Source organism: Pelagerythrobacter marensis, assembly GCF_001028625.1.
Lineage (GTDB): Bacteria > Pseudomonadota > Alphaproteobacteria > Sphingomonadales > Sphingomonadaceae > Pelagerythrobacter > Pelagerythrobacter marensis.
On sequence record NZ_CP011805.1, the window covers coordinates 689,502 to 707,706 of the forward strand.

The window sequence follows — 18,205 nt, forward strand, 5'->3', positions numbered from 1 at the left end:
CCTTCGCGCTTGCAACATGGGGCGGCTTCGGCAAGAGGCGGCATCATGACCGAGCAGACCCTTATTGAAGCCGCCCGCGTGTCCAAGGCCTGGCCGTTCCAGGAGGCGCAGAAGCTGCTCAAACGCTATCCCGATGGCAAGCCGGGCGGCGCACCGGTGCTGTTCGAAACGGGATACGGCCCGTCCGGCCTGCCGCATATCGGCACGTTTCAGGAAGTTCTCCGCACCACACTGGTGCGCCGCGCATATGAGGCGCTGATCGGCGCGCGACCCGAAGACGGGAAGACGCGGCTGGTCGCATTCAGCGACGACATGGATGGCCTGCGCAAAGTGCCCGACAACGTGCCGAACAAGGATATGCTGACCCGGCATCTCGGTATGCCGCTCAGCCGCATTCCCGATCCTTTCGGATCGAACGACAGTTTTGCGGGGACCAACAATCGCAAATTGCGCGAATTTCTCGACCGTTTCGGCTTCGACTACGAATTCGTTTCCGCGTCGGACCGCTACAATTCCGGCGCTTTCGACGATGCGCTGAAGCAGGTCCTGCGCAAGTATGACGATATTCTGGCGATCATGCTGCCGACCCTGCGCGAGGAACGGCGCAAGACCTATTCGCCCGTCCTCCCGATCAGCCCGGCCACTGGCGCGGTGTTGCAGGTTCCGGTGGAGGTCGTCGATGCCGAAGCGGGTATCGTGCGGTTCGCGGACGAGAATGGCCAGACCGTCGAGCAATCGGCGCTGGGCGGCAAGGCCAAGCTGCAGTGGAAAGTCGACTGGGCGATGCGCTGGTATGCGCTGGGCGTCGATTACGAAATGTGCGGCAAGGATCTGACCGACAGCGTCACCCAATCGGGCAAGATTGTTCAGGTTCTCGGTGGTCGCAAGCCGGAAGGGTTGATCTACGAATTGTTCCTCGATGCCAATGGGGAGAAGATCTCCAAATCGAAGGGCAATGGCCTGACGATCGAGGAATGGCTGACTTACGGCAGCGAAGAGAGCCTCGGTTTCTACATCTTCCCCAATCCGAAGAGCGCCAAGCAGCTCCATGTCGGGGTAATCCCGCGGGCGGTGGACGATTACTGGCAGTTTCGCGAACGCCTGGCGGAACAGCCGCTCGACAAGCAGCTGGGCAACCCCGCTTGGCACCTGCTGCGTGCCAATGGCGGCTTCGACGGTGCCGGCGCGCCGGGGGCGGGGGAGCGGCTGCCGGTAACCTATGGGCTGCTGCTCAATCTCGTCGGTGTGCTTGGCGCCGGGGCGACCCGCGATCAAGTCTGGTCCTACCTCGGCAACTACATCGACGACCCGGACCCCGCAAAGCTGCCTGAACTGGATCAGCTGGTCGACGCGGCGCTCGCATATAGCCGCGACTTCATCGCCCCTACGCTGGTTCGCCGAGCGCCGGCAGCAAACGAAGCGGCGGCGCTCAGAACGCTCGACATGGCGCTGGAAATGGTGACGGCCGATGCCGGGGCGGAAGAATTGCAGACGATCGTTTACGAGATCGGCAAGCAGGAGGAATTCGGCTTCGAAAACCTGCGCGACTGGTTCCGTGCGCTTTACGAAACCCTGCTCGGGTCGAGCCAGGGGCCGCGCATGGGCAGCTTCATCGCGCTTTACGGCATCGACGGCACGCGCAAGCTGATTGCGGAAGCGCTGGGCCGCGTCTGACAGGTATCGTCAGCCGCGCAGCGCAGCCGCCATCAGCCCCACTTGCGGGTGCGATACCATTTGGTGATGACGTACTTCACGCCCTGTTCCACCGGCGTACCTGCATGAATCGTGTCGTCGTTGGGCGAACCATCGGGCAAGGCGTTGTTCCAGGTCAGCAGCACGCCGGGTTTGGGCGGGATCTTGATGCCGACTTCGGTGAAATGCGTCTCTCCGCCGGCTTCCACTGCGTTGAGGAACGCCATTGCCGTCCATGACCGCTGGCCGCCCCGCTTGCGTTCCGATTTCCAGTAATCCTCGGTCGTATAGAACCAGTCGTTGTGCGGCTTGAACTGCTGGCCGGGCATATAGCGCTGGCCCTGAATCGCCTCGCCGGTTTCCGGTTTCAGGCCCAGGGCGTCGTCGATCCGTCGGGAAATGCCGGCGATGAACGGGTCGCGCGGGTCGAGGTTGCCCGAATAGGACGTGCGAAAACCGGTCGAATAATCGGCGTCGAACAGTGTACTGGGCTGGGCCACGGCGTCGATCATCAGGATCAGCCGCTGGCATTCCGCCGTGCTGAGAAACTGGCCGAAGGCGTAGATTTCGGCCTTGTCGGTCGGCACCTTGTACGCTTGCGGATCGGCTTCGAGCCGCTTGCGTACGGATGCGCCTACGCGTTTGAGCGCGTCCTTGTCGGGAATCGTTGCGGTCCTGGTCATTGCACGCTTTCCTATCAGCGCCAGATTGTGCTTCAAGAGGGGGAACGGGCTCGCCCGTTCGAAACGAGATTTTGGGAGGAGAGACGCGATGAACGATGTTCCCGCACGCCGATATCCGATTGTGGCGATGGCCCTGCACTGGCTGATCGCGATCGGGGTGATCGCGCAATGGCGCCTGGCGGTGGCGGGGGAGAACGCCGCGTCCGAGACTGCGGGGCGGGAAATCATGGGCAACCATTTCTCCCTCGGCGTAATCGTGCTGCTGCTGGTCCTGGCGCGTCTGGCCTGGCGCCTGGTGCAGCCGAACCCACCCCTTGCGAGCGATCTGGCGGCGTGGGAACGCTGGCTGGCGAAGGCGACGCATACGCTGTTCTACATCCTGCTGATCGTGATGCCGCTGGCAGGCTGGTACGCCATGTCGAAGTACGGCAACGGGGTGGACGTGTTCGGCATCTTCGCACTGCCCGCGCTGCCCGTTGCAGCAGACCCGGAAGGGGCGAGCGCGATCTTCGGCCTCCATGCCGCGGCGGGTATCGCCCTGCTGCTGCTGGCGGGGCTGCACATACTCGGCGCGCTGAAGCACACCCTGGTCGACCGCGACGGGAACCTGTTTCGCATGCTCCCCTTCGGCCGCCCGCGCGCCTGACGATACACGCAAAAAACCCCCGCCAGATTGCTGGCGGGGGTTTGCAAAGGGTCACCGGGCTGAGGAACCCCGGTGACGGGAAACGCATCACCAGAAGAAGTCATAGATCACATCGACGACCTGGCCGTTGTACGTGTTCACCAGCAGGACATCGTCGTAATAGCGGACCCAGCGATAGGGGCCGTAGGCCGGCGGCAGGCGATACTGCCATGGATCGTTGATCCAGTACCGGTTGCTGTAGAACACACTGCCAAGATGAAGGCCGATGCTCAGGCGGCTGTAGCGATAGCCGCGATAGGGCGCGTAATAGCGGCCGGGGCGATAGACGTGCCGGTTGGCCGCGCGATAGCGATGCCAGTTGTACCGGTTGTTCTTGCGCCAGGTGCGGTTCCACGCGCGATGGTTGCGATTGTCGGCCCGGCGTTCCCAGCGATCGCGACGGTTGTCGTTCCGGTCCCTGCGATTGTCGTGGCGATCCTGCCACCGATCACGGCGGTTGTCGTTGCGGTCCCGGCGGTTATCGCGGCGATCTTCCCAGCGATCGCGACGGTTTTCGTTGCGATCCTGGCGATTGTCGCGCCGGTCTTCCCAGCGATCACGCCGATTCTCGTTCCGGTCGCGCCGGTTGTCGCGCCGGTCGCGAGCCTGCTCGCGGCGACGCTCGCTCGCTCGTTCGGTGCGCTGGCGCTCACGCTGTTGCTGGGCTGCGCGTTGCCGTGACACGGTCTGGCGCGCGGCGTTGGCTTCGCGCCGTTCGCGGCTGCGCTGCGTCAGGCTGCGCAAGCCGGCGCGTTCACTGCGACGCTCCGTCCGCTGCGTGCGGGCCTCGCGCCGCTGCGAACTGCGTTCGCTGCGCACCTGGCGGCGTTGCTGCCGGGCCTGCTGGCGTTCGCCGCGGTCACGCTGCGCCCGCTGCTGTTCGGCCGCTTCGGCGGCGAATGTCGGGGCGGGAAGGGCGGTCAGCGCCATCGCGCCGGCCAGGCCGGTCAGTGCGCTCCCCTTCAGGAATTGTCCAAATGTCATATGCGGCTCTCCGTTCGATCGAGAAACGCCGCGCCCACCAACAACGGCCCCTCTGCTATAATGAGGCGTTTGTACGATGAAGCGAATGACCGCGAACTGAACCGCTCGTGCAGGCTTTTGTTCAGGTTCGCGCGCAAGGGCCTGAACGAATGCACTCGCTTCGTCGCTCGCCAGCAACACATGGACCGCATGTTACACTGTCCAGGGGAAGAAAACCGCCGGATGCGAACAATCGGACCCGAATGGCGGCGATGAACGCCGAAAGTGCTGGAAAGAGAAACGCGGCCGGTCATGGCGGGAAGCCTAGATCAGCGCGAGGGGTGTAGGAAAACGGTTTCTGCCGCGCAGCCGACCCCCGCCGCCCGAAAGGCTGCGGCGGGCACCCGGCCCGCCGCAGAACGTCACTGTGTCAGCGCGTCAGCTTCTTGTACGCCAGCCGGGTCGGGCGGTCGGCGGCGTCGCCCAGGCGGCGGCGCTTGTCTTCCTCGTAAGCTTCGAAGTTGCCTTCGAACCATTCGACATGGCTGTTGCCTTCGAACGCGAGGATGTGCGTCGCCAGGCGATCGAGGAAGAAGCGGTCGTGCGAGATAACCACGGCGCAACCGGCGAAGTTTTCGATCGCCTCTTCCAGCGCGCCCAGCGTTTCGACGTCGAGATCGTTGGTTGGTTCGTCCAGCAGCAGGACGTTGCCGCCCTGCTTCAGCATCTTGGCCATGTGCACCCGGTTGCGTTCACCGCCCGAGAGCTTGCCCACGTTCTTCTGCTGGTCCTGCCCCTTGAAGTTGAACGCGCCGACATAGGCGCGGGTGGACACGTCGTGGCCATTGACCTTCATGTAATCGAGCCCGTCGGAAATCTCTTCCCACACGTTGTTCTTGGCGGTCAGATCGTCGCGGCTTTGATCGACATAACCCAGGTGGACGGTGTCGCCGATTTCGATCGTGCCGCTGTCGGGCGTTTCCTGCCCGGTGATCATGCGGAACAGCGTCGATTTACCCGCGCCGTTGGGGCCGATCACGCCGACGATGCCGCCCGGCGGCAGCATGAAGGAAAGATCTTCGAACAGCAGCTTGTCGCCGTAAGCTTTCGAAATGCCTTTCGCCTCGATCACCTTGCCGCCGAGCCGTTCGGGCACCTGGATGACGATCTGCGCCTTGCCGGGTTTGCGCCCGTCCTGCGCATCCTGGAGCTGTTCGAACTTGCGGATACGTGCCTTGGACTTGGTCTGGCGCGCGCTGGGCGTCTGCCTGATCCATTCCAGCTCGCGGCTGAGCGCCTTCTGGCGGCCCGATTCCTCGCGGTTTTCCTGCTCCAGCCGCTTGGCCTTCTTTTCCAGGTACGTCGAATAATTGCCTTCGTAAGGATAGTAGGACCCGCGATCGAGTTCCAGAATCCAGCCGACGACGTGATCGAGGAAGTACCGGTCGTGGGTGATCATCAGCACCGCGCCGGCATATTCCTTCAGATGGTTTTCCAGCCATTCGACCGATTCCGCGTCGAGGTGGTTGGTCGGTTCGTCCAGCAGCAGGATCGAAGGCTTCTGGATCAGCAGACGGGTGAGGGCGACGCGGCGCTTTTCACCGCCCGAAAGATCGGTGACGGGCCAGTCGCGCGGCGGGCAGCGCAGCGCCTCCATCGCGATTTCGAGCTGGTTGTCGAGCGTCCACCCGTCGACCGCGTCGATCTTTTCCTGAAGGGTGCCCATCTCCTCCATCAAGGCGTCGAAATCGGTGTCGTCCTGGGGATCGCCCATTTCCGCGCTGATCGCATTGAACCGTTCGACCATGTCGGCCACTTCGCGCGCGCCGTCGCGCACGTTTTCCAGAACGGTCTTGCTCTCGTCCAGATGCGGTTCCTGCGGCAGGTAACCGACAGTGATGTTCTCGCCCGGCCATGCCTCGCCGGTAAAATCGGTGTCGATCCCGGCCATGATCTTCATCAGGGTGGATTTACCCGCACCGTTGGGGCCGACGATGCCGATCTTCGCGCCCTGATAGAATTGCAGGTTGATGTCGGACAGCACCGGCTTGGGCGCGCCGGGGAAAGTCTTGGTCATGTTCTTCATGACGAATGCGTATTGGGCGGCCATCAGTCGTCCTTCGGAAAATTCGCGGGGTTTCGGAGTTTCGCGCGCAGATAGGGCCTGCCGCGCGCGCGGGCAAGCCGCACTTCCACGCCTTGCCGCGGTCAGCCCCCGGCGGGGAAGCCGCGACGCAGCAGGAACGGCAGCATGGCAGCCTGAAAAGCGGCGCGGGCGACCAGGAACAGGGTGAAGGCGAGCCACAGGCCCCAGTTGCCGTGGGGCCAGGCGAACCACAGCGTCAGGGCATAGACGGCGCTGGCGCCCAGCATGGAAAGGAGCAGGGCCCGCGTCCAGCTCGCACCCACGAACACGCCATCGAAGACAAAGCCTGCAACCCCGGCGAAGGGGATCAGGACCAGCCAGATCGCCTGTTCCTGCGCTGCCCGTGCCACTGCGGGGGTTGCGGCGAAACTGGACAGGATCGGGTCTGCCAGCAGCGCGAAACCCAGCGCGACCAGCGCCGCCGCGCCCATTCCGCGGATCAGGATCGCGCGGATATAGGCGCCAAAGCCTGCGCGGTCGTCGGCGCCGCGCCGCTCCCCATTCAGCACTTGCGCCGCGTTTTCGAACCCGTCGAGCAGCAACGCGGTGAAGACGAACATCTGATAGAGAATGCCATTGGCTGCCAGCACGACCGGCCCGCGCTCCGCGCTCAGGCGGGTGAGCGCGGCGAGCGCGATCATCAGCACCACGGTGCGTAGGAACAGGTCGCGGTTGAGCGTCAGGAACGGGTGCAGGCTGGCCCAGCGCAGCACGGCCTTCTCGCGCGCAGCGGCGAGCAGAGCGGCCCCGTGGCTGCCGCGTGTGACGAAAGCGGCCAGAACCGCGAGCTTCGCATATTCGGCAATGAAGCTCGACCAGCCGACCCCGGCGATCCCCATGTCGAGGCCAAGCACGAACCACAGCCCGAGCGCGACGTTGAGCAGGTTGTAGAAGACCTCGATCGCCAGCACCGCGGCCATTCGCCGTTGTCCGACGAGATAGCCGACGAGCGCGAGGTTTAGCATCACGCCGGGGGCCGACCAGTATCGGATATCGGCATATGTCCGCGCCGCGCCCAGCACTTCGCCGCGCGCGCCGAGCGCGTCGAGCAGGGCCGGCATCAGCAGCGGCTTGGCCAGCAGCAGCGCGGCGGCGATGGCCAGGCCGATGGTTGCCCCGCGCAGCAGGATCGCGGCCTGTTCCGCCGTCCCGCTGCGCGTGCCCGCCTGGGCGACAAGGCCGGTCGTGCCCATCTTGAGGAAGTTCATCACCGTGAACAGCATGGCGAACAGCCGCGCCCCGACATCGACCGCACCCTGCGTCGCGGCATCGTCAAGCCGCCCGACAATCCACATGTCGCCCAGCCCGATCAGCGCGGTTGCCACATTGGTGACCATCGCGGGCAGGGCGATCGCCCAGATCACCCGCGTATCGAGCGCAGGGCGGCCGCGGGCAGCGGGGGCGGGTGGATCAGCGGAAATGGACCTTGCTCCCTTGTTGCCGCGGCCGGCCGCCGTCGTCGCGATCGCACCGGCATCATAGCCAACGGTTATAACCGGGCAGCCTTAAGCGATAAGACCTGTCCGGCGAAGGCTGCCAAGTTGTGTGCCTAGAGCCCCAGCAACGGTAATCAAGATGATACGCGCACCTTATTTTCTCTATCTCGGATCGACCGCGGACCCATTGTCCATCAAGACCTCGCGCGGGGTCGCCATGTTCCGTCCCGAAGACTGCGTCGGCGAATTCTCGCGCCCGCCCGGCAACCTCACCCTCGGCCTGCCGCGAATGGATTTTGCCGAAGCGGTCGCCGCGGGCGCGAAGACTCTGGTGCTCGGCGTGGCGAGCGCGGGCGGCGCGCTCAACGAAGAACTGGTGCGCGATGCCGAGGCAGCGCTGGATGCCGGGCTCGACATCGCTGCCGGCCTGCACGGCCGCCTGCGCGACGTGCCCCGCCTGGTCGAGGCGGCGGAGCGCAACGGGCGCGCGCTGATCGACGTGCGCGATCCGGCCTCCGATCTGAAAGTGGGCAATGGCCGCGCGCGCGCCGGCAAGCGCCTGCTGACGGTCGGCACCGATTGTTCGGTCGGCAAGATGGTCACGACGCTGTGCCTGGAAAAGGCGATGCGCGCGCGCGGCTATCGTGCCGATTTCCGCGCGACCGGGCAGACGGGCATCCTGATCGCCCGTTCGGGTGTGCCGCTCGATGCCGTGATCGCCGATTTCATCTCGGGCGCCATCGAGCAGCTTTCGCCCGAACGGCACGATGGCGGCTGGGACCTGATCGAGGGGCAGGGATCGCTGTTCCACCCCTCGTTCGCGGGGGTTTCCACCGGCCTGCTGCACGGCGCGCAGCCCGATGCGATCGTGATCTGTCACGATCCGGTGCGTGAACACATGCGCGGCCTGCCGCATTTCGCCGTGCCAGCGCTGGAAGACGCGATCGCGGCCAACCTGCAGGTGGCGCGCCTGACCAATCCGGCCGTTGTCCCGGTGGGCGTGGCGCTCAACACTTCCGCTCTTCCGGCGGACGAGGCGCGCGACTTGTGCGCGCGCACGGCGGACGCCACCGGGCTGCCCTGCACCGACCCCTACGCGCACGGCGCGGACCTCATCGTAGACAGGATCGACGAATGCTTCGCCAGCTCTCTGCCCGGCACGTCCCGTTCCGCCTGAACCGGCCGTTTCGTATCTCGCGCGGGGTCAAGACCGCGGCGGATACGGTGCGAGTGGAGATCGCGGGGGGCGGCCACGTCGGCCGCGGCGAAAGCGTGCCTTATGCCCGCTACGGCGAATCGATCGAGAGCGTGCTGCATCAGGTCGAGGCCGTGCGGGAGGAGATCGAGCGCGGGACAGGGCGCGATCGCCTGATCGAGATCATGCCGCCGGGTGCCGCCCGCAACGCGCTGGACTGCGCGCTGTGGGACCTGGAGGCGCGGATCGCCGGGCGGTCGATCACCGACGCGCTGGGCTGGGGGCCGTTGAAGCCGGTGCCGACCGCGATGACGATCAGCCTCGACACGCCCGCCGCGATGGCGCGGGCGGCGGCCGCAATCAGCCAGGTGCCGCTGCTGAAGGTCAAGGTCGATGCCGAAGACCCCGTCGATGCCGTGCGCGCGGTGCGCGAGGTAGCGCCGGGGCCGAGGATGATCGTCGACCCGAACGAAAGCTGGACGATCGCGCAGCTCGCCGGCTGGCAGGACGCCCTGGCCGATTTGCGGGTGGATCTGCTGGAACAGCCGTTGTCCGCCGATTGCGACGAGGCGCTGGAAGGCTTCGCGCGCCGGGTGCCCCTGGCGGCCGACGAATCGGGCCACGTGACCGGCGATCTCGCCCATCTCGCCCGGCGTTACGACGTCGTGAACATCAAGCTCGACAAGACCGGCGGGCTGACGACGGCCCTGGCGATGATGGAGGCGGCGCGGCAGGTCGATATCCGGCTGATGATCGGCTGCATGGTTTCCAGTTCGCTGTCGATCATGCCGGCCATGATCGTGGCGCAGCATTGCGGCTTCGTCGATCTCGACGGACCGACCTGGCTGGCGGAGGATCTGCCGGGCGGGGTGAGCGAAGCTGGCGGTGTGATGACACCGGCCGAACCCGGATTCTGGGGCGAGATATAGCCTGGGGTTATATCCTGCGCTGCGAATACGATTGCCGGGGGTGTTCCCGCGACGGGTCACTTTCGCAATAATGCTGTAACAAACGGAGGGCGGAATGAAAGATACGCAAGCGAACTTTGCAGGCAGAGTCGCCGGGCTGCTTGGCGCCGCACTGGTGCTGGCCGCGCCCGCCGCGGCGCAAGCCAGGCAGGGGCAGGACGATGGCGCGCCCGCCGATCTTCTGATTACCGGCGGCACGATCTATCCCGGCGGGGGCGATCCCTTCACGGGCGATATTGCCATAACGGGCGACCGGATCGTCTATGCCGGCCCGCAATACCCCCATACCGCGCAACGGACCATTCCCGCCGAGGGCATGATCGTCGCCCCCGGCTTTATCGATCCGCATACCCATGCCGACGATGCCCTGATGTCGGACATCCCGGCCGCGCGACTGGTGCTGCCTTTCATCACCCAGGGGGTGACCACGGCCTTCATCGGAGTAGACGGCCGGGGCGATCCGGATGTCGCGGTCACCTTCGGCGAGGATAGCGGGCGCGACTACGGCGTCAATTTCGCCACGTACGTCGGGCTTGGCGCCTTGCGCGGCGAAGTGATCGGCAGCGACGATCGCCCGCCCACGCAGGCCGAGCTGGCCGAAATGGTCGCCTTGACCGACCAGGCGATGTGCCAGGGCGCGCTCGGTCTTTCGACCGGGCTGTTCTACGCCCCGCAAAGCTATGCCGAGGAAGGCGAGGTCGTGGCCCTGGCCAGGGCCGCCGCGCGGCACGGCGGCATCTACGACAGCCATATCCGCGACGAATCGAGCTACACGATCGGGCTGGCCGGCGCGGTGGCCGAGGCGATCGACATCGGCAAGCATGCCGGCATCCCGGTCCATATCGCGCATATCAAGGCGCTGGGCGTGGACGTTCACGGGCAGGCCGGCGCGGTGATCGAGGCGGTCGAGACCGCCCGGGCCAACGGACAGGTAGTCCATGCCGACCAGTATCCCTGGCCTGCATCGGGCACCGGGCTTTCGGCCGCGCTGATGCCGCGCTGGGCACAGGACGGCGGGCGCGAGGCGATGCTGGCCCGTTTCGACGACCCGGACCAGATGGCGCGTATCCGCAGCGAAATGGCCGAGAACATGCGCCGCCGCGGCGGGCCCGCCTCGCTGCTGATCACCCGTGGCCCGGCTGACGTGCTGGGCAAGACGCTGGAAGATCTCGCCCCCGCGGCGGGCGGCGACCCGGTGCAGGCGGCGATCGACGTCCTGCGCCGTGCGGAAGCGGGCGTGGCCTCGTTCAATCAGGACGAAGCGGATATCGCCGCCTTCATGGTGCAGCCCTGGGTCATGACCAGTTCGGACGCGTCGGCGGGACACCCGCGCTATTACGCCAGCTACGCGCGCAAGTACGACACTTACGTGCGCGAACGGCAGGTCATCGACCTGAGGCAATTCATTGATCAAAGCACGGTCGTTCCGGCCAGGGCCTTTTCGATCGAAGACCGCGGCACCTTGAGCAAAGGCGCCTTCGCCGATGTCGTGGTGTTCGATCCCGAAGCCTATGCGCCGCGTGCCACCTTCCTCGAACCGACGCTGTTTTCCACCGGGGTCCGGACCGTGGTGATCAACGGCGTTCTTGCGCTCGACGAAGGCGCGCCGACCGGCAAGGCGGCAGGGCGCCCACTGCCGCGACAATCGAAGAGCACGAACTGCCCGGCACCATAGGGCAGCGGCGAAAGACGTCGCCACCAAAGGCGGCGGTCCATCAGAGGATGCTCGGAACCCGCCCGGAGAGAGGCGGACCGGAAAAGGTCGAAAAGCCTGGCGCCCGAGGCTGTGCGCGAGGCCCATATTGAAGGGAAAAAACATGACGGGAAAACTGATCACTTCGCATATCGCACTGGCGGGCAGCCTCCTGTGCGCATCGATGGCCCAGGCACAGGACACCGCCCCGACAGTGGAGGCGGCACCCGACCAGGCCGCGCAGGCCGCAAACACGGGCGAGGGACTGATCGTCGTCACCGGCTCGCGCATTCAGCGCGACGGCTATAACGCGCCGACCCCGCTGACGGTGCTCCAGGCCGAGGATATCGAGGCCACCGCGCCTGCCAATATCGCCGATTTCGTGAACCAGATTCCGTCGGTCATCGGCAGCTCCACCCCAGCCAGTTCGAACCTGTCGATGAGCGCGGGCACTTCGGGCCTCAACACGATCAACTTGCGCGGCCTCGGCACCAATCGCACGCTGGTGCTGCTCAACGGGCAGCGGTCGGTCGGATCGGCGCTGGGCGGCCAGGTCGATGTAAACACATTCCCCCAGGGCCTGATTTCCGGGGTCGAGGTGGTTACCGGCGGCGCATCGGCCGCTTACGGGTCCGACGCCGTTACCGGCGTCGTGAACTTCATCCTCGACGAGGATTACACCGGCATAAAGGCCGGGGCCGAAGCGGGCATCACCACTTATGGCGACGCGCCCAATTACCGGTTTGACCTGACCTTCGGCACCCCCTTTGCCGACGGGCGCGGGCATATCCTGCTGAACGGCGAGCTGGCGGTGAAGGATGGCCTGCACGGCGTGCCGCGCGACTGGAACGACAAGGGCTGGTACCAGATCAACAACCCCGCATACGCCCCGGGCAACGGCGAGCCGGAGCGGCTGATCACCGACCAGGCCGGGCTCAGCCTCGCGACTCCGGGCGGGCTGATCACCGATGGTCCGCTGCGCGGCCTCTACTTCGGGCAGGGCGGCGCGATCGGCCAGTTCGATTTCGGGACGGTCGTCAACCCGTGGATCATCGGCGGGGACTGGGCCATGACCCAGGTGAACGACACCCAGTCGCTGGACCCGGAAGAAAACCGCAAGAGCATCTTCGGCCGGATCAGTTATGAAGTCGCGCCCTGGCTCAGCGTCTTTGCCCAGGGCAGCTATGCCCGCTCGGTCAACCAGGGCCAACTGGGTATTCACCGCAACCAGGGCAATGTCACCATTCAGGCCGACAATGCCTTCCTGCCCGATGAAGTGCGCAGCGCCTTGCTGGCCGCCAACGAAACCTCGTTCCGCTTCGGCACGACCAACGCCGACCTCGGCGTGCGCACCAATCGCACAACGCGCGGAGTGCAGCGTTACGTCGTCGGCGCGAACGGCGAGTTCCCGCTGTTCGCCGATGTCGCCCGCTGGGACGTCTATTACCAGAAGGGCATTGCCAATACGCGGGAAGAGGCGCTGGGTATCGCCAACAACACGCGCTTCGCCCTGGCCACCGACGCGGTTTTCGCACCGGCAGGCAACGCGCTGGGCGTGGCGGAAGGCACGATCGTGTGCCGTTCCAGCCTGACCGACACGGACAATGGCTGCGTTCCGCTCAACCGGTTCGGTATCGGCGTGGCCGATCCCGCGGCGCTCGACTGGGTCCTGGGCGATCTCTACCGCGAGCAGCGGTTCGAACAGAACGTCTTTGCTGCCAATCTCTCGTTCACCGCCTTCGATCTGCCGGCCGGGCCGCTGTCTGTCGCGATTGGCGGCGAACACCGGACCGAGGAGGTTTCGGGCTATGTCGAGGACCGGTACCAATCGGGCTGGTTCACCGGCAATTACCTGCCCAGTTTCGGCGACTATTCGGTGACGGAGGGGTACCTGGAAGTCCTGGCCCCGATCTTCGACGGTTTCGATGTGAACGGCGCGATCCGCGCGACCGACTATTCCACCAGCGGTTATGTCACGACCTGGAAGCTGGGGGCGACCTTCGAACCAATGGACGGGCTGCGGTTCCGCGCCACCCGTTCGCGCGACATCCGGGCGCCCAATCTGGCGGAGCTGTTCACTGCTGGCTCGACGCGCACGAACACCGTGCTCGATCCGTTCAACAACAACCAGTCCACCCCCTTCGCCGGCACGAGCACGGGCAACCCGCGGCTCGAACCGGAAAAGGCCGACCAGTGGGGTGTGGGGGTCGTCGTCCAGCCGCGCTTCTTCCCCGGCTTTTCCGCCTCGGTCGATTACTACGACATCAAGATCAAGGATGCGATCGACTCGCTCGATGCCCAGACGATCATCGATCGCTGTCACGAGGGAGTTAGCGAGTATTGCGCGGCGATTGTGCGCGGGGCGAACGACTTCGGGACCAACCTGCAAATCTTCGAAAGCCCGTTCAACTTCGCATCGCAGCGAGCCCGCGGCCTCGATTTCGAGACGTCGTATCGCACCGATCTGGGGGCGGGCGCGCTTACCCTGCGTGGCATTGCCACGCTCTATCTTGAGAACACGGTGGACAACGGAATCGACCCGGCGGTCGATATCGTCGGGGAGAACAGCGCCTACGGCAATCCGGAGTTCGTCTATCGCATGATCGCGAGCTATGCCGACGGGCCGCTGCGCCTGAACCTGATCGGGCGGGGTATCAGTTCGGGCACTTACGACAACAGCTTCGTCGAATGCACGTCGGGCTGTCCGGAATCGTCGGCCACGGCGCGCACCATCAACACCAACCACATCGATGGCGCGTTCTATCTCGATGCTTCAGTCTATCACGACTTCAGCCTCGGCATGTCCGAACTCAGCCTGTTTTTCGCGGTGAGCAACCTGCTGGACAAGGACCCGCCGGTTGTCGGCTCCGGCCCGGCAGGCAGCGCCTATGCCACGCCGGCGACCAACCAGTCGCTGTTCGACCTTCTGGGGCGCACGTTCCGCATCGGTGCGTCGATCGAATTCTAGCCTGTCGGGAAAGTTCTACCCTGCCTGGGGGGCGGCATTGTCCGCCCCCTTTTTTTTTTTGCGCATGGTGGGTGAGAAGGCCCCTTTAGAGTCTGGTTGCGGACGGCATCCTGATTTATCCTTCTCAGACAGCAGCTTGCTGACTACCATGTCGCCGTCCATGGCTCTTGAGGAACCATTATGGCGCGCTACGATCGGTATTATTTAGAATCAACACGGTGGGAGAAATTTCGATTTTTCCTATATGACTACCGATACGCCGTCCCGAGCATGGCGCTATTTATAGTCTGCCTCCCCTTGGAAGCACTTTCTGGCGACGAGCAAGACACCGCGTGGAACCCATCATTCATGTATCTCGCTCTGGGATGGATCGTTGTTCCGTTCGATAAATACAGCATACCATGGCTTGCCAATCCACTATTGTTCTATTCGTGGAGATGCATTGGGAGAAATAGGCTCGGTACAGCGTTCATGTTGAGCATAGCCTGCTCTCTACTAGCATTTGTCTATTTTTCGGTCGGAAAAATAAGAAACCCCTTCGCTGGTGGTATAGATTCGATTCCTGGTTTCGGGATTGGCTTCTGGCTCTGGTTCGCCAGTATGATCGCTGCGGCTGGTGCTTGCGCCATCTTGCTATGGCGCAAGCCCGTTGCCGAGGAGCTCTAGCCCTCCACGCAAGAGCTTGTCTGCGGAAGGATTGCCTGCCGCCTGCGTCAAACATCAACTTCGGAATTTGGATCAACCGAAGGGTCAATTGGTCGGGGAGACAGGATTCGAACCTGCGACATCTTGCTCCCAAAGCAAGCGCGCTACCGGACTGCGCCACTCCCCGACCGATGATCGCCGCGATACCTGGTGGGCCCGGCAGGACTCGAACCCGCGACCTAGCCGTTATGAGCGGCCAGCTCTAACCAACTGAGCTACAGGCCCCCGGGTATCGTTCGGCGCCGGGCGGATAGCCCGCCCAGCCATTGCGCGCAAGCGTCAGACAGCGACCGACTGCATGATCTCCGCCACGGTGGTCGGGCGGATGCCGTGCTGGCCCAGATAGGCGAAGACCGCGCGGAACCAGTCGTACAGCGCATCGAGATCGTCGTCGGTCTCCACATAAGGCGTGTGGCCCAGCGCGAGCGAGGGGCTGTGGAACGACAGCACGATCAGCGGCAGGCCATCGTCGATCGCCATATCGAGCCCGCGAATCGCATCGTCCACCGTTGTGCCTTCCGGCGTCAGCGGGATTCGTTCGAGCATTCCCAGCCGCGCTGCGATCCCGCGCATTCTGGGCATCCGCGAGAGCGCGGGATAGAGCAGGCGCCCCTGCCGCCGCAGCATTCCCCAGTAAACCGTGGTCAGCGGCAGTTCGAGCACCGACATCTCGCCATCGAGCCAGAACGGTTCGAGCGGGTAATCGGCAAAGTCCGGCCCGTGCCCCTTGCGGTAATCGAACAGCGGGCGGAACGATGTGTCCACGCCGACCCCGGCTTCGCGCAGAAGCTGCGTGGTCGACGAGCCGAAGCCATATCGCCCGGCGCGATAAAGCTGCGGGTTGGCGCCGAAATTCTTCGCGATTGCGTCGCGCAGCTGGAGGAACTTGGCCCGTTCCAGATCGGGCGGCAGGTTCCCGGCGTAGGAATTGCGCTCGTCCACTTCCTCGTCGAACGGCGGATTGACCCAGGGATGGAGCTGGATGCCGACTTCGGCCGTGCCGCGGGCGACCGCATCGCCCAGGATATCCTTCGCGACGGCCGAATTGGCGATCGGCCAGTCGATCAGATAGCTGGGAACGATCTCCTGCGCCTCGCAGAACTCCTGAAAATTGCGAAGGCGGGGCACGTGCCGCAGACCGTGGCGATCGCGGGTGAACGGCCCCTCCCAATCGAATTCCTCCTCGGTATCGACGGTCAGCAGGACGCGGCGTCCGAAATCGGGTGAGAAACGGGCCGGGGGGCCGGGGGGAGGCAGATTGTAGACAGGCTTGGTCAAGCGCCGATACTCCAGCGGAACGCCGCTGCGTTTCAGCGCGCTTCGGGGTGTCGCTCTGGCTCGCGACTTTCTGCCGGGCTAGAATCGCGCCCCGGTGCGGTCAAGAGCGGCAGTGCGAGCTGCACGGTGTCGTCCACACGTTCGAACGCGCCGCCGACAAGGCCCGCTTCCGCCCGGACCAGCCGCAGCGCGAACCCGGCCCCGAACATGCCCGCGCTCAACCCGCCCTGGGGTGCGCGCGGATGGGTTGCGAAAACATCCTCCTCCGCCCCGAGGGTTGCGGGCAGTGTCGCGCTGAGCAGAACGACGCCGCGTTCCACGCGCATCGTCAGTTCCACCGTTTCGCCGGTGCCGAGAGAGGATGCGAGCGTCGCCAGCAGCCGCCAGGCCAGCGCCTCGCCTTCGCGCAGAGCGAGCGGGACGATCGCCGGGGCAGCCGGGATATCCAGCACGAAACCGGAAAGGCGCGGCGCGAGCACTGCCTCCAGCTGCTTTGCCAGGGCCCTGCACAGAAGCGCGAAATCGCAATCGCCCGCCAGCGGTTCGAGAGCGCCGGTTTCGATCCGCGCCAGCCGGTCCAGTTCGTCGAACCCGGCCAGCATCCGCGCGGCATCGCCGGCGATATTGGCGGCCAGCGCGCGATATTCGTGCGGCACCTCGCCGAAAAGCTGTTGCTGGATGACTTCCGCGAAACCCTGAATCGCGTTCACCGGCGTGCGCAGTTCGTGGAGGAGCTGGCGAATGCGATCCGCTTCCCCACCCGTATCGCCTGCATCCGTCGCGGCGGGGCGGGCTGCAGGGCGGCGGAACTTGCCGGCCAGGCCGTAGAACCTGCCGGTCTGCGCGGTAAATCGCGGCGCGGCATCGACGATCCATTCGCCTGCGATCTGCGGCGCGCCGCGCAAGTGCATTCGCGCATTTTCGAGCCGTTGCCAACGTTGCAGGGCCGTGCGGGCCTGCGGCGAGGAAAGCCGGGTGCCCACCACCATCGATGCAACGGCGGGTTCGGCCCAGTCGATCCGGCCGGTGGCATCGGTGGTAAAGGCGAACCCGCGCAGGGGCGGCATGTCGCCTTCACCCTGCTCCCCCAGCGGAAGGCGCGGCGCGCGATCGGTTGTCTGGCCTTCCGCCCGGGCGCGCTGAAAGGCCTCTATCCGCCGTACGAGAGCGCCGATCGCAGTTTCCTGATCGTCATCCTCGTCCCCGCTATCGTTCGCAGGCACCGTCAATTCCAGCAGCTCGGCCTCTTCCGCCTGCTGTACCGGGCGAGGAGCAGCGTCCGGCTGAACGCCGGCCCCGGGATCGGGCAGGCCGCGATCATGAATACCCAGCGTCTCAAGCAGCTCGATCACGCGCGAGGGCAGATCGCGGCGCAGGCGGAGAAAGCCGCGCGCGCGAACCGGCAGGCGCGGAATCAACGCTTCCCAATCGTCGGTTTCCAGATCGGCACGGGCCAGCGCCGCCGCCGCCACTTCGGGCTCGTCCTCGGCAAGGTGAGCGGCCAGTTCGGGATTGCGGAAGCGCCATCCCCGATCGCGAATCATCGCCGCCCGGTCGGACGCCGGCACGATCTCGCCCAGAGCGCCCAGCCGCAACCACGCGGCCGAGGTGAGCCCCCGGTCGAACCCGTCCCGCCGGGCGCCCAGCAGGTCCAGCAATTGCCGGAACTGCGCACGCGCGGCACGGTCACCACCTGCGCGGTGGCGCAACACTGTGGCGAGGCGGTCGTCGAACTGCATGGATCTCCGATTGGCATAGGCTCTTGGCGAGGCCCCGTGAACGTATCGTTCTAG

General features: G+C 65.2%; 13 protein-coding genes and 2 tRNA genes. 7 read left to right on the forward strand and 8 right to left on the reverse strand.

Annotated features, from left to right (window positions below; genetic code table 11):
* Positions 1-45: 45 nt before the first annotated feature.
* Positions 46-1,674, forward strand: coding sequence for a lysine--tRNA ligase (locus AM2010_RS03340; protein ID WP_047805871.1), 1,629 nt, complete (start codon positions 46-48; stop codon positions 1,672-1,674).
* A 32-nt stretch (positions 1,675-1,706) separates the two neighbouring features.
* Here the strand turns inward: AM2010_RS03340 and AM2010_RS03345 are convergent, their stop codons facing one another.
* Complete coding sequence (locus AM2010_RS03345; protein ID WP_047807657.1) at positions 1,707-2,375, reverse strand: prolyl hydroxylase family protein; 669 nt, start codon at positions 2,373-2,375, stop codon at positions 1,707-1,709.
* An 88-nt stretch (positions 2,376-2,463) separates the two neighbouring features.
* On the opposite strand from AM2010_RS03345, the gene AM2010_RS03350 reads away from it, so the two are divergent.
* Positions 2,464-3,021: a cytochrome b gene (locus AM2010_RS03350; protein ID WP_047805872.1), complete on the forward strand. Its 558-nt coding sequence runs from the start codon at positions 2,464-2,466 to the stop codon at positions 3,019-3,021.
* Positions 3,022-3,108: 87 nt separating this feature from the next.
* Here the strand turns inward: AM2010_RS03350 and AM2010_RS03355 are convergent, their stop codons facing one another.
* The 3 genes from AM2010_RS03355 to AM2010_RS03365 all read right to left on the reverse strand — a co-directional run bounded on the left by AM2010_RS03355 (position 3,109) and on the right by AM2010_RS03365 (position 7,533).
* Positions 3,109-4,044 (reverse strand): RcnB family protein, encoded by a 936-nt coding sequence (locus tag AM2010_RS03355; RefSeq protein WP_047805873.1) that lies wholly within the window; start codon positions 4,042-4,044, stop codon positions 3,109-3,111.
* Between the two features lie 409 nt (positions 4,045-4,453).
* Positions 4,454-6,133, reverse strand: coding sequence for an energy-dependent translational throttle protein EttA (ettA, locus tag AM2010_RS03360; protein WP_047805874.1), 1,680 nt, complete (start codon positions 6,131-6,133; stop codon positions 4,454-4,456).
* A gap of 98 nt (positions 6,134-6,231) precedes the next feature.
* A complete protein-coding gene (locus tag AM2010_RS03365; protein WP_053043891.1) occupies positions 6,232-7,533 on the reverse strand; it encodes an MATE family efflux transporter in 1,302 nt (433 codons plus the stop codon).
* A gap of 211 nt (positions 7,534-7,744) precedes the next feature.
* Here AM2010_RS03365 and dgcN point away from each other — a divergent pair, with 211 nt between their 5' ends.
* The 5 genes from dgcN to AM2010_RS14140 all read left to right on the forward strand — a co-directional run bounded on the left by dgcN (position 7,745) and on the right by AM2010_RS14140 (position 15,095).
* On the forward strand, positions 7,745-8,782 hold the full coding sequence (gene dgcN, locus AM2010_RS03370) for an N-acetyltransferase DgcN (RefSeq protein WP_047805875.1): 1,038 nt from the start codon (positions 7,745-7,747) through the stop codon (positions 8,780-8,782).
* Positions 8,740-9,729, forward strand: a complete 990-nt coding sequence (gene dgcA, locus AM2010_RS03375; protein ID WP_047805876.1) for an N-acetyl-D-Glu racemase DgcA — start codon at positions 8,740-8,742, stop codon at positions 9,727-9,729. Before dgcN ends, dgcA begins: the two co-directional genes overlap by 43 nt.
* Before the next feature lie 94 nt (positions 9,730-9,823).
* Positions 9,824-11,443: an N-acyl-D-amino-acid deacylase family protein gene (locus AM2010_RS03380; protein ID WP_047805877.1), complete on the forward strand. Its 1,620-nt coding sequence runs from the start codon at positions 9,824-9,826 to the stop codon at positions 11,441-11,443.
* Between the two features lie 142 nt (positions 11,444-11,585).
* Positions 11,586-14,429, forward strand: coding sequence for a TonB-dependent receptor domain-containing protein (locus tag AM2010_RS03385; RefSeq protein WP_047805878.1), 2,844 nt, complete (start codon positions 11,586-11,588; stop codon positions 14,427-14,429).
* A 270-nt stretch (positions 14,430-14,699) separates the two neighbouring features.
* Positions 14,700-15,095, forward strand: a complete 396-nt coding sequence (locus AM2010_RS14140; protein ID WP_160325567.1) for a hypothetical protein — start codon at positions 14,700-14,702, stop codon at positions 15,093-15,095.
* Between the two features lie 89 nt (positions 15,096-15,184).
* On the opposite strand, the gene AM2010_RS03390 is transcribed toward AM2010_RS14140, so the two are convergent.
* The 4 genes from AM2010_RS03390 to AM2010_RS03405 all read right to left on the reverse strand — a co-directional run bounded on the left by AM2010_RS03390 (position 15,185) and on the right by AM2010_RS03405 (position 18,151).
* Positions 15,185-15,261 (reverse strand) — tRNA-Pro (locus AM2010_RS03390).
* A gap of 21 nt (positions 15,262-15,282) precedes the next feature.
* A tRNA-Ile gene (locus AM2010_RS03395) sits at positions 15,283-15,359 on the reverse strand.
* Positions 15,360-15,413: 54 nt separating this feature from the next.
* Positions 15,414-16,412: a polysaccharide deacetylase family protein gene (locus AM2010_RS03400; protein ID WP_047805879.1), complete on the reverse strand. Its 999-nt coding sequence runs from the start codon at positions 16,410-16,412 to the stop codon at positions 15,414-15,416.
* Between the two features lie 32 nt (positions 16,413-16,444).
* A complete protein-coding gene (locus AM2010_RS03405) occupies positions 16,445-18,151 on the reverse strand; it encodes a histidine kinase dimerization/phospho-acceptor domain-containing protein (RefSeq protein WP_047805880.1) in 1,707 nt (568 codons plus the stop codon).
* Between the last annotated feature and the right edge of the window lie 54 nt (positions 18,152-18,205).